General features: G+C 40.9%; 8 protein-coding genes and 1 tRNA gene. 4 read left to right on the top strand and 5 right to left on the bottom strand.

Annotated features, from left to right (window positions below; all coding sequences use genetic code 11):
- Nucleotides 1-34: 34 nt before the first annotated feature.
- The 5 genes from ACZZZW_RS08105 to ACZZZW_RS08085 all read right to left on the bottom strand — a co-directional run bounded on the left by ACZZZW_RS08105 (nt 35) and on the right by ACZZZW_RS08085 (nt 8,431).
- Nucleotides 35-1,024, bottom strand: coding sequence for a glycoside hydrolase family 43 protein (locus ACZZZW_RS08105; RefSeq protein WP_463492861.1), 990 nt, complete (start codon nt 1,022-1,024; stop codon nt 35-37).
- 148 nt (nt 1,025-1,172) lie between these two features.
- Nucleotides 1,173-1,880, bottom strand: coding sequence for a DUF3823 domain-containing protein (locus ACZZZW_RS08100; protein ID WP_463492860.1), 708 nt, complete (start codon nt 1,878-1,880; stop codon nt 1,173-1,175).
- 6 nt (nt 1,881-1,886) lie between these two features.
- Nucleotides 1,887-3,791: a RagB/SusD family nutrient uptake outer membrane protein gene (locus ACZZZW_RS08095; RefSeq protein ID WP_463492859.1), complete on the bottom strand. Its 1,905-nt coding sequence runs from the start codon at nt 3,789-3,791 to the stop codon at nt 1,887-1,889.
- 19 nt (nt 3,792-3,810) lie between these two features.
- Nucleotides 3,811-7,014 carry a SusC/RagA family TonB-linked outer membrane protein gene (locus ACZZZW_RS08090; protein WP_463492858.1) on the bottom strand — a complete coding sequence of 1,068 codons (3,204 nt, stop codon included), beginning with the start codon at nt 7,012-7,014 and terminating at the stop codon, nt 3,811-3,813.
- Nucleotides 7,015-7,414: 400 nt separating this feature from the next.
- A complete protein-coding gene (locus ACZZZW_RS08085) occupies nt 7,415-8,431 on the bottom strand; it encodes a glycosyl hydrolase (RefSeq protein ID WP_463492857.1) in 1,017 nt (338 codons plus the stop codon).
- A 156-nt stretch (nt 8,432-8,587) separates the two neighbouring features.
- On the opposite strand from ACZZZW_RS08085, the gene ACZZZW_RS08080 reads away from it, so the two are divergent.
- The 4 genes from ACZZZW_RS08080 (at nt 8,588) to ACZZZW_RS08065 (ending at nt 13,346) form a co-directional block, all read left to right on the top strand.
- A complete protein-coding gene (locus ACZZZW_RS08080) occupies nt 8,588-11,761 on the top strand; it encodes a ligand-binding sensor domain-containing protein (RefSeq protein ID WP_463492856.1) in 3,174 nt (1,057 codons plus the stop codon).
- Entirely contained in the window at nt 11,746-12,570 is an 825-nt protein-coding gene (locus ACZZZW_RS08075; RefSeq protein ID WP_463492855.1) for a response regulator transcription factor, read from the top strand. The genes ACZZZW_RS08080 and ACZZZW_RS08075 overlap by 16 nt, the downstream gene beginning before the upstream one ends.
- Nucleotides 12,571-12,646: 76 nt before the next feature.
- A complete protein-coding gene (locus tag ACZZZW_RS08070) occupies nt 12,647-13,087 on the top strand; it encodes a DoxX family protein (RefSeq protein ID WP_463492854.1) in 441 nt (146 codons plus the stop codon).
- Between the two features lie 172 nt (nt 13,088-13,259).
- Nucleotides 13,260-13,346: transfer RNA gene (locus ACZZZW_RS08065), tRNA-Ser, on the top strand.
- The last annotated feature ends 170 nt before the right edge of the window (nt 13,347-13,516 follow it).

Here is a 13,516-nt window from a genome sequence, read left to right as displayed (position 1 = left end):
TTTCAATATTTCTACAAATGCATTCAATTTAACATTAAGGAGAACCATTTAAGCTTTCTTTTAAAACCCGGAAACTTTTTTGATCGATCTGCATTTGATATATCCCTTTTTTATCTTTTACAAAGGCAGCCTTTACAATAGCTGTGGCCCTTGGCGATACTTTCTGATTTGAATAATGCGTGTGAAATACATATTGTAACCGGCCGTTTTTATCGGTAAAGAAATCGCCATGGCCCGTTCCATTAATATTTACCCATTTTTTACTGATGATTGGATTTCTATCATACTTTACCCATGGCCCGGTTGGCGATTTTGATGTTGCATAACCCACGGCATAATCCGGGTTTCTGAAATCATTTGCAGCATAAAAAAGGTAATACACATTGTCTTTCTTCAAAACCGTTGGTCCTTCGGTTACCGGCCAATCTGTTTTAGCGGTATTTTCCCAGTTTTCAGTCGCCGATAAACACGGCTTGGTGGTTTCCTGGATCACATCTGATAAATCACTCTTCAGTTCGGTTACAAATATCCTGTTGCCATGATCTAGCTTAACATGGTAGAGGTAGTTTTTGCCATTGCTATCGGTAAATACGAATGGGTCAATCTGTTTCGCCATGCCAGAAATGGCTTTTACTTTTTCCTGTATAAACGGGCCTAGGGGGCTTTGGCTATGGGCAATGGCAATCTGCTCATCGGCGGTGTAAGCCATAAAATAAGTATTGCCCCGTTTAAAAACCTGCGGTGCCCAAAAACCTTTACTGCCAAAAGCATCACCTTTTGTTAAGGCGAAACCGTTGTTCTTGCCGGCAGGCTTGCCCCAATTTTTAAGATCTGTAGAGCGATAAACCAAAAAACCTTTATCGCTGCTGGTACCGTAGAGGTAATAAACGCCCTTATCTACAAAAATTGTTGGGTCTGCAAGGTAAATGGTATCGCTTACCAGGTACCCGGCGGGATGAGCACTTACTGAACGACTTATTGAAAATATCGATAAGTATACTAAAATACCAATGAAAGTTTTCATCCGATAATAATGGTTAGCAAACCTTAAGATATGATAATTTAAAGTGATGTAGACGTTAAATCATACAACATGTCGTCCTGAGCCTGCCGAAAGATTTGCTTATTGTTATTATTAAAGCGTTTTGGCAGGCTCAACGTGACAATTTCTTTTAGAAACTTATTTTCGCCACAGGGGTAAAAATCATATCTTCCACTCCTGCTATTTTAACACCAATCCGTGCAAAAACATAATTTTGGGTGGGCGTCATTGATGGAATCGTAACCGATAAATTCACGTTGTTTAAATCGGTTACTGCTGCCCCGGATATGTTTTGTACAGCACCATCACCAAGGTTGTTTCCTCCATCTACAAACTGCGTTTTATTGATGTACAGCGATACCCTTTCGATATCTTTTGCATTGGCATCGGTAATAATTTTCTCCAGTCTGCAAAAACCGTTTACTTTACCCGCAGTTGCAGTAAGTGTTGCGCCGCGGATCATGTAATAAGGCATCACTTCGATATCGAGTGTTTTGCTTCCGCTGATATTTACGGCAATGCTATCTTGCTTTCCGGCTGCATTCTTTTTCCAAAGAAACGGCCCTTGGTTGGGTGAGAAAACAAGTTTATAATCACCATCGAACAATTTAGCTGAATAGTTACCATCCTGATTTACATTAACATTTAAAGCGGAATAGTTACCAAAGCCTGATTGCCAGAGTTCGAAATTTACCTGACCGTACTCTACATTAATGGCTTCCCCTTTATATACAATCCTGCCTGTAAAATCTGCTTCAGGTGCATCGTAATTATCTTTTTTACATGATGAAAAAAGTACCGCAATTGCGGCTATGATGTAATAAAATCTATTTTTCATGTTAATTTACTGATTAGGGTTTCTAACAATTTTCGGATTTCCGTTGAGCACATCCTGCCCGATTGATGAATAGTAATTGCCGATACGGAAACGGTGTGCAGCGGTTACTCTGCTTGGTTTAACCACTTTAAAAAGGTATTTCAAGTGGTTTGGATTACCCGGATTATAGTACTTGTATGGCCATATACCAAACACTTGTGTGCTGGTGCGTGTGGCACTACCGATATTGGTTGCATTGATAAAATCTGCAGCAGACATGTTGCTGCCGTTCCATACTTTATCCGCAAGTCTCCAACGTTTCATATCCCAAAGCTCGTGCCCTTCAAAAGCGAACTCTACTTTACGCTCATGTACAATCCTGTCGAAAGTAATTTCAGCAGGTGTCAAGGCGGTGGTTAGGCCTGCACGGTCTCTTACGGGTTTAATGTAATTGGCTGCTGTAGCGGCATCACCGAGTTCGAAAGCTGCTTCTGCGGCATTTAATAATACTTCGGCATAGCGGTAACGCACCCACCAAACATCGCTACGGGTACCTATTTGCCCCGAGCCTGTTGCTGGATCTAAATATTTACGTACATAAAAACCGGATTGCGCACTGAATTCTAGCCCATCTACAGGACCATCGCCACCCACTACCTGCACCGTACCGGGGTTGCCTGGCAATACATTTGTTTTGCTTTGTGCAAAATTATCTCCGGTTACAATTGTACCATTGGCCAATTGATAACCTGCCCAAATATCTACTGTTTTGCCTTTAAACTGTGTTCCGGGAAGGATAACAGTACCGGCCAAACGCGCATCGCGGCCTGCAAAAATATCGGTAACATTGGTATAATAAACCGGGTTTCCGCCTGCATCTACCGAGGCAAGGGAAGCATAGGTATTGTCTAACTTTTCGAACGACTGCACCAGGTTCAATGATGGGTTTAAGCGCCCTCCCTGTGCCTCTTCGGCCGAAGAACGGGGCTGGTTATCGATGGTAAAGCCATGTACCTTATTGGTTTTCAATTTAAAATCTTTGGCAAAAATTACTTCCGGGTTACTGCCTTTATCGGTAAAAAGTGCTGCAAAGTTTTCGGATAGATTTGGATTCTTTTTATAAAGGGAATACTTACCGCCATCGATAATTTCTTTGGCGGCATTTAGTGCTTTGGTATAATAACCATTTGCCAAAGCGGATGAAATGCCAACTTCGCCACCTGGAAGCGTCAACTGCGAATTGCTGTATTTGGCGATAGCACCGGCATATAAGGCTGCTCTGGACTCCATAGCCAAAGCTGCTGCTTTTGTAGCCCTGCTTTGTACGGTTGCATTATCGGGCAAAATATTTTTTACGGCTTCGAGCTCAGCAATTACAAAATCGTAAACTTCTGCTTCCTTTGCCCTTGGGTATTGCAGGTAGGTCGGATCGCCACTGTAATCGTATACCAAGGGGATGGTAATTAACGGCACACCGCCCATTCTTTTTACCATTTCGAAATAAACGCCGGCCCTGATAAATCTTGCTTCGGCCAGGAAACGGTCGCGGTCTTCAGCTTTCAATTGTGTAGATTCCTGCCCGCGTTTTATAAACAGGTTTAGGTTATTGACCAGTTTATAAACATCCATATCCCAGTACCGCCATGCGTCGTAGCCGTATTCCAAATTCTGATGGCGGAAATAATCGCCTCCGGCTGAAGCAAAGCCTTCATCAAAATCGGCATATAACCACCATGATTCGATGCGTTGAAAATCTGGATAACTATCGTATAAATCGCCAAGAACAGTTAATACCAAGTTTGGATCTTTCCATACCGCATCAATAGGTAAAGTACTGGTGGGTTTTTTATCTAAAAACTCAGAATCTTTTTTACACGACTGCGCAAAACTTAAACATGCAATGGCAGCAAATGCGTATATTATTTTTTTCATTTGATTAGTCTTTTTCATGTTACAGTGTTAGTTTAAGACCGATATTGAAGAACTTATTTTGTGGGTACTGTAATCCATTGTCATCGGCAATTTCAGGGTCAACGCCATAATCTTTTAAGTTATCGATAGAGAATAAGTTGTATCCGTTTACATATACCCTGGCATTCTGGATCTTGATTTTTTCAGCCCAGCTTTTAGGGATGGTATAACCAATTTCGAGTGTACGGGCACGCAGATAACGTACATTATGCATCCAGAAGGTAGAATTTTTGTTGTAATTGCTATGTGTTGCATCATTAAACCTAAGCGCAGGGTATTTACCTGCCACCCAAGGGCTGTTCAGGTTAAAAGGATCGGTACGGTGCCAGCTGTCATCAGCAAAATTCTGTAATAAAGCACCTGTATTTTGGAATGCCCAGCGTTGTTCCCAGTTTTGGTTCCATGAGTACAGTGCACCGCCTGAGAAATCTGCTGTAAAATCGAAGTTTTTGTAAGAACCGCCTATAGTAAAACCGAAACCGATATTGGGCTGACCTTGCGTGGTATAACCGATAGGTCTTTCATCAAATCCGTCAATCCGGCCATCGCCATTCTGATCTTTGTAAATTAAATCACCAGGGAGTAAAGAGCGGTTACCTTTACCATCAATGTTCACTTTGTAATTGTTGATTTCATCAATGCTCTGAAACTGGCCGGTTACTTCATAACCCCAGAAGATATCGGTGTATCTATTGGTGCTATTGTTCCTGTAATTTTCCCATGAGTTACCAAAGCGTGGTTTATAAACATCGATCATCTTTTTTCTGCTAATGGAAAAATTTCCGCCAACGTTGTAGTTAAATTCGCCGATTTTATCTCTGTAGTTTAAGGCAAACTCACCTCCAAACTGTGCATCGCTGTTCAGGTTTTCAGGGTTTTGTGGATACCCCAGTTCTACAGGTACCTGAACATCATTTTTAATGGCAAATAACCCTGTACGTTTTCTATAAAAATAATCTGCCGTACCGGAAAGCTTGCTTCCGAACATCGAAAAGTCTAATCCGATATCGGTTATTTTGCTTTTAAACCAGCTCAGGTTATTTATAATCGGGCCTAAATCACGTGAGGTGGTAATGTTTTTGCCATCCAGAATAACTGTTCCCTGGTTGTACCTGTAACCTGGAATATAGGCAAACGGATCAATAGGAAGATCATCATCACCCAATACACCGTAAGATGCACGGAGTTTTAAATCGTTTAAGATGTTGCTCTCACCTAAAAGTGATTTGATAAATTTCTCCTGAGTAATTCTCCATCCGATGGAAGCAGATGGAAAATAGCCAACCCGTCTGTCAGGTGCAAATTTCCATGAGGCATCTCTACGGCCTGAAAGTTCCAGGTAATATTTATTATCATAGTTATAGTTTAACCTGGCTACATAACCTATTCGGGCCTGCTCTTCCTGTACATCTGCAAAATCCTGTCCATCCATATCGGCAAACTGCAATACCGGTAAAATATTGGTCTGCGGTACGGCATGCTGAAAAGTGTATGTTCTAAAACGATCTAAACGCTCGGCTACCAAAACCCCACCTACGGTATGTTTGCCAAATGTGCGGTTATAGTTGGCCTGTATCTGATAGGTGTTTGTATATACTTTCTCATTTCTACGCTCACGGTATGGATTGGAGCTGCCTACTTTTTCTTCGTAAACACCTGTTTCGGGATGGTAAGTATATACATTATAGGTATACTCATGCCCGTTAATTACGTTATCGGCTATGTAATAAGAATACAATCCTTTGATTTCCAACCCTTTTATTGGTGTATCGTAACTTGCAGATAAATTGGTTTGGAGTACCCGCCAATCTGATCTCCAGTATCCGGTAAGTGCTTTACTCTGCACGGCAAACTGTTCGGTATTGTGGCCAATATCGTTAGGGTAATTTGGGTTGCCATTGGCATAAGCCTGCTCTGTTGGTCTGTTTCTTAATAAGGCGAAACGGGCGGCGAAATAATCATCTCCACCTGGTACACCTGGCTGGTCGCGACTTTCGATACGGCCGTTAATGAGCATACCAACTTTAAAACGGTCGGTTATTTTAGCTTCGATATTACTCTGAATATTGGTTCTGTTAAAATCGAATTCGCGTGCGGTTCCATAAACACCTTTTTGATCTAATCGGGTGGCAGAAAAATAATAATTTACTTTATCGGTACCTCCTGATGCACTTAAATTAACGGAGCTTTGCGGTGCATTTGGTGCAATAATAATATCTTTCCAGTTTTGACTCTGGTAGCCGTATTCCGTACCGGCTTTCCATTTATCCAGTTCTGCCTGGGTAATGTCAGTTTTGCCATTGGCATTCAATTCGGCGGTGGCTTTGCCTAACATCCAGGTATAAGCATCGGTGGTTTCAGGAAAACGTACCCAATTCTGCCATCCTGTGTAAGCATCTACGCTAAAGGTATTACGCGTACTGTTTTTACCCCTCTTGGTGGTTACCAATATTACGCCATTTGCTGCCCTGCTACCATAAATAGCTGCCGAGGCATCTTTAAGCACGCTAATGGTTTCAATATCGTTTGGTGATATGTTATTAAACTGGCCTGCATCCTGCTGTATTCCATCAATAACATATAACGGGTTGCCCATGTTACGGATCTGGATATTGGCGCTTGATCCTGGTCTGCCATCGGGCATTCTGAAAGAAACCCCAGGCAATTTGCCCGCGAGGCCTGTACTTACTGTAGAGCCTCCATGCACTTTTTCGAGATCTTTACTGCTAATGGAAGAAATGGCCCCCGTAATGGCTTCCTTTTTCTGCGTGTTGTAACCTACAACAACAACTTCCGAAAGGTCGTTATCAGAAGGTTTAAGTTTAACGTTGATTTGCGTGCGACCAGCAATTGCAACTTCCTGATTGACGTAGCCGACGTAAATAAAAATCAGTGTGGCGTTTTTATCGCTTACCTGGATTTTAAATTTTCCATCTCCATCTGTAGTAGCACCCGTGCTTGTACCTTTAATTTTAATACTGGCACCAACAACGGTCTCCCCTTTTTCGTCGGTAACTGTTCCGGTAACGGTAGTTTGCGCTTGTGCACTGAGCTGAAATGAAAGCAAGATTAAGGTAATTGAAGTAAAAATAGCAGTGAGGACCTTGTGTTTCAAAAATATTTTTTGAAGCAGGTACCTATCCAGGCGTACAAAGCCGCCGTAAGAGAATAAACTTCTTTTCATATGGGTTAGATATTTGGTTAGTTACTAGAAGTAAATGGTTTTAGTTCGATTTAATTCTTGTCAAAGATTCGGTTTTTCGCTGTAGCACGGGATACGCATTTGTATCAATATTTCTTCATTTTGTCTCGTTTTGCAATTGGAGACAAATGTGTATTTTCGTGTATTTACCTCTGATGGAAACCACTAACGTTTTGCATCATCCAATAACTTTTTTCTTAATTTTTAATAGATGAGTAAAGACAAATCTCTGCAGTTTAGTGCACTTGTGCGAATTTTTACGCAGCAGCAAAATCTGGGCATGTCCGAACAACGAGCAAAATAATGTCCAGCGGCAAATCAAAGTAAGTAATCTTCAAAAAAACTCATTTTGCGGGCACCTCTCTGGGTAGGAAGGTAATATTTAAGGCTGGCGCAGGTAAAAATCAAAAGGTTTATCCCGGTCGCATACCAGCGTTCCATCTTTAAACTCCAGTTCTGCAACGTGGATAGATGTGCGTTTATTTGAATATGAAAAGGTGTAATCCTGATCCAACCTTCCTTCGAAATGGGTTTTGCGTCCGGGATGGGTAAAGTAAAAAATATAGGCTTTACCCCCAACCACCTGTACATCGGCATGGGCACCGGTTGGGGTATCTTCAGGCCTGTGCCCGGGCACATCCAAAACCATCCCCTGCTTCTCCCAGCTTTCGCCATCTTTTGAGCGGTAAACCCGTTGGCCGTGCCATTCATCGGTAATCAACCAATAAAAGTTGCTAAAGAAAAAAGCTTTTGCACCCTCGTGCGGGGCACCACCTATGGCCGGCTCTGCCTGCGCTACCCAATGTTGAAGATCCTTGCTTTCGGCTGTCATGGTTATGCTCCCTTTAGAACTGTCTTTATACCACATGTGCCATTTCCCATCGGGCATTTTTAATAAGGTTGGATCAATCACATGGTCTGAATTTAAGGTAATCAAACCTTTATATTTCCATTTAAATAAATCCTTGCTAGTGTAATGTGCAATTTTTGCAGTGCCTCCCCAATGGTTACGTACGCCTTTAATATAGGCGAGGTACATATGGTAAATGCCTTTTTCGTAAATTACATCGGGTGCCCAAAAGGTATTCACACCGGGTTCAAAATTTAAATCGAGTGCACCTTTATACACAAAAGTTTGCCCGTTATCAGTAGTAGTGGCCACACCGATATTGGTACCGTAGCAATAAGCTACATCATTGGTTAGTGCGTTTGCCCTGCGCTGCGTGTAAAGCATCCACCAACTTTTTTCGGCATGGTTGTATACCATAACAGGGTCTGCAGCGCCATCATAAATCGGATCGCGATATAGGGGCGATGGTGCAAGCCGCAGTTGTTGTGCATAAGTGCTAACAGTTAACAATAGCAGAATGGATAAAATTATTGGCCTTAAGTTTCTCACGATTGGTTTATACCGGTTAGTAAGGCACAAATAATAGAATTTGCCCGGGAGCACAAAATTCATCTGTCTCAATCTTTCCACTTATCCTCTCAAATTCAATTTGAGTTAAAAGCAAAGCATTTCTTTAATATATTTGAAGCTGCTGACCAATATAAATTGAAAAAACTCCTCATCCTTTTATGTTTAACCTTCTCAGCCAACCTGCTGCTGGCTCAGCCTTATTATTTCAGGCATTACCAGGTAGAGAACGGACTTTCTAACAATACTGCATTTTGCAGTGTACAGGATGGAGATGGTTTTATGTGGTTCGGTACTAAGGATGGCCTTAACCGCTTTGATGGTTACGCTTTTAAAACTTACCGCCACGATCCGGATAGAGCAGGCAGTTTGGGCAACGATCTGATTTATGCCCTGCATTACGACCAGCATAAAACACTGTGGGTTGGCACAAACAACGGTGTATACAGGTATAATCCATCCAAAGAGAGTTTCAGCATAGTTAAAGGCACTGAAGGGATGCGTATTATTGATTTGAACAGCGATATGAAGGGAAATTTATGGATTTTATCTTCATTTAAAATCTACCTGTATCAAAAAAGAACTAAAAAAATGCAGGTTTTTGGCGCCAATGCCCGTTTTGATGCTTCGCTGGTTACTGTGTTAAAAAATGGCAGTGTGTGGATCAGTACCGGGAGGGGAACAGTAGAAAAATACAATCCTGAAGAAAATAATTTCCAGAGTTTCAATATTAATGGGATCAACAAAAAGCCGGAATATGGTTGGGTATCGCGACTTGCGGAAACCGGGAACGGCAAACTGCTAATTGGCACCACCAACCAGGGCGTAAAACTATTTGACCCTGTTAAACGGCAATCAAAAAACATTTTAAAACTGAACGACGACCAGACGCCGATCTTTGTGAGGGATATTAAAAAAACAGGTTTAAATGAATTCTGGATTGCAACAGAATCGGGGATTTACATTTATAACGATTCGACCGAAAAAATTACACACATCCAGAAACAATATAACAATGATTATTCCTTAAGCGACAATGCCATTTATTCGATCTGCCAGGATCGTGAGGGGGGCGTTTGGACGGGTACTTATTTTGGTGGTGTAAATTATTACTCGAGCCATACTTCGTTGTTTACCAAATACTTTCCGCAAAAAGGTACGAATTCCATTAGCGGAAGTGATGTAAGGGAAATTACCAGAGACCTGGCTGGCAATTTCTGGATCGGGACTGAAGACGCAGGCCTGAACAAGCTCGATATCAAAACAGGGCAGTTTAAACACTTCCTGCCAGATGGCAGGCCTGGAAGCATTGCCTATTCGAACGTCCATGGTTTACTGGTTGATGTAGATAAGCTTTGGATAGGTACTTTCGAACATGGACTGGATGTGTTAGACCTGAAAACTGAAAAAGTAATTAAACATTACCAGGCGGGGGTGGGAAACGCTTTACGCACCAACTTTATTGTAACTTTTTGCAAAACACGTTCGGGAGAGATATTAGTAAGCACCATAAATGGAATTTACCGCTATAACCGCAAACGCGATGATTTTGATCCTATAGCTGGTCTTCCCTTTCTTTTTTACGATTCAGTTATTGAAGATAGCCAGGGCAATATTTGGGCAGGAAGCTTTAACGATGGCGTTTTCCGCTTTAATTTATCCAAACCTGGATATGTAAACTTCCGGAACAGCACCAGTGATGCAAAAAGTTTAAGCCACAATACAATAAACAGCATTTTCGAAGATAAGCAACGTCAAATCTGGATAACTACAGATGGTGGCGGCCTAAGCAGGTTCGACAAAAAAACGCAGCAGTTCAAACGGTATGGTGTTAAAAATGGCTTCCCCAGCAATTACCTTTTCCGGATTGAAGAAGATGCATCAAATAAGTTCTGGATCAGCAGTACCCGCGGGCTAATCCACTTCGATCCGGCATCGGGGCTAAGCAAAACATACTCCAAAGCCAACGGATTGCTAACCGATCAGTTTAATTACAACTCGGCCTACCAGGGTAAAGATGGCCGCATTTATTTTGGAAGTGTAAAAGGTTTGATCAGTTTTAATCCGGCTGACCTCACTGCTACCACTTATGAAACCCCTGTTTTTTTAACCGGTTTTCAGGTGAACAGCACCGAAATTGGCTTAAATGGGGCAAATGCCATATCGGATAAATCAATCGTTTATGCAGACACCATTGAACTTAACTACAACCAGTCATCTTTCAGTATCGATTTTGCCGCCCTGAGCTACCGTTCTCCGGAAATGACAGAATACGCTTACAAAATGAGCGGACTTTATAAAGATTGGGAATACCTAAAAACCAACAGAAAGGTTTACTTCACCAAACTTGCGCCGGGCAAATATACTTTTGAGGTAAAGGCACTGGTAGAAGGAAGCAATACCTGGAGCAACAAAAACGTAAAATTACTGATCAGGATCAGTCCCCCTTTTTATTTAAGCCCGCTTGCCTATTTTATTTATTTCATCAGTGCAGGTGCAATTATTTTCTTTTTGGTATCTAATTACCACAAGAAAATTGCGTTGAAAAACAGCAGGCGCATGGAGGTTTTTGAACATGAGAAGCAGAAAGAAGTTTACCAGGCGAAGATTGAGTTCTTTACCAATGTTGCTCACGAAATTAGAACGCCGTTAACGTTGATTATCGGCCCGATGGAAAAATTGATTAAACAAGCCGATGCCATTCCTGCAATTGAAAAAAACCTCCGGATTATGGGGCGTAATACCGACAGGTTATTAAAGCTGACCAATCAGTTATTGGATTTCAGAAAAACAGAAACCAGCGATTTCTCTTTGAATTTTGTTAAGGCGGACATTACTGAGATTTTGAAGGATGTGTATCTACAGTTTCAACCAGCTGCCGAACAGCGCACAATCAATTACCTCATCAATTTACCTGAAAAAGCCTTTTCAGCCTATATTGATGTGGAAGCTTTTTATAAAATAATCAGCAATTTGGTTGATAATGCCATTAAATATGGCAAAACAACTGTAGAAATTAAGCTTGAACAAACCGCTGGGGAAGATAAATTCAGGGTGACTGTTATGAACGATGGCCATAAGATTCCAAAAGAAATACAGAACAAAATTTTCGAACCGTTTTTCAGGGCCAAGGAAACTGAAATCACCAGGGGTACTGGTATTGGACTATCGATTTCAAAATCTCTCGCGCAGCTTCACAGTGGTGAACTTTACCTGGATTTTAATCACAACGATTTTAATATATTTGTATTGGAACTGCCCATCCATCAACTTATTGAATTTAACCTGAACGGAAAATGGAAGAAATTGTAGGTACGCACGCGATAAAATATCCTCAGGAAGCAGATAAAGCTGTAGTGCTTTTAGTAGATGACAATGAGGACATTCTTGATTTTATATCGGATGACCTGGAAGAAAAATACCATGTATTGCAGGCTCGAAATGGTGTGGAAGCTTTGAAAGTTTTGGAGCACGAGATTGTTCAGCTTATCATCAGCGATGTAATGATGCCGGAGATGGATGGTTTTGAGTTCTGCGCAAAAATTAAATCGACGTTAGAATTTAGCCACATCCCTGTGATTTTACTTACGGCAAAAAACTCATTGCAATCAAAAATTGAGGGTTTGGAACTGGGTGCTGATGCTTATGTTGAGAAACCTTTTTCACCAGCATTTCTGCAGGTTCAGATTTCCAGTCTGATTAAAAACAGGAACAAGATTAAAGAATATTTTTCGAGTTCTCCGCTATTGCACATCAAGAGTATTGCTTACTCCAAGGCTGATGAGGTATTTTTGGAGAAGCTTCAGGATACGATCAATAAAAACATCAGCAACCAGAGTTTGGATGTTGAGCACCTGGCCGAAAAGATGAACATGAGCCGCCCTACGCTGTACCGAAAAATTAAATCCATCTCCAACTTAAGTCCTAACGAACTGATTAACCTTGCCCGTTTAAAAAAAGCCGCAGCATATCTAAATGAGGGATTATTGAAAATATATGAAATCTCGGAAATAGTTGGTTATAGCTCTCAATCACATTTCGGCAGAAACTTTGCCAAACAGTTTGGAATGTCGCCTACTGATTATTTACACAGCAAAACGGCAGAGAAAAAAAAGCCTTAAAAATCAAATAGTTAATCATTGTTATTCTATTAATTTTTATGTAAATTGTCATAACCAAAATATAGAAGTTATGAACATGCTTAAGAAAATCCAAATCTGGGGTGATCAGCATCACCCAAAATGGTTAGACTATTTTAGAATCTTATTAGGCCTTATATTAATGTGGAAGGGTATTGATTTTTACATCAATATGCAAGCTTTCAGCAATTTAATGAGGGGGGCCTTTTTAGGCACCGCTGTGAGCATTAGTTTACTGGCGCACCTTATTATTGTGCTGCATATTATAGGTGGACTTGCCATTACTTTAGGTACACATACCCGCACATTCTGTTTGGTTAATTTACCGATACTCATTGGCGCAGTTTTCTTTATCAATATTTCTGGTGGTATTTTTAAGCCTTATTCAGAATTCTGGTTTTCGGTTTCGGTATTGTTGGGTTTAGTTTGTTTTGTTATAGAAGGAAACGGCATATTATCTGTAGATCGCGATAAAATTTACCCAAATCAGGCGCTTTAGCATAATTTCACACTTATTATAAAGCAGATAATTGGCATATTTAAGCTATTTATCTGCTTTTTTTTATTTTCTTTCATTCGCTAACTTAATGATAAACAACACTTAGCATATCTTTTAAAATATTTCTTTGGAAATCATTTGCAGATTTGCTTCAAGTTTGTACTTTTGCGGCGGAGAGTTGGCAGAGTGGTCGATTGCGGCAGTCTTGAAAACTGTTGACTTGTCAAAGGGTCCGCGGGTTCGAATCCCCCACTCTCCGCAAATGTATAATCAAAATACACAAAAACGCTTTAAACTTATGTTTAAGGCGTTTTTTGTTTATAGCCCATAGTAAAATCGCACAATTTTTCGCAGTATAAGGTGCCCCAGCAGGTGCCCTTTTTAACCCACACCACCGGGGCACCTTAACCCTTGTAAGTTATTGATAAT

It is taken from the genome of Pedobacter sp. AC379, assembly GCF_979258145.1.
This window is presented reverse-complemented; position numbering and strand designations above follow the sequence as displayed.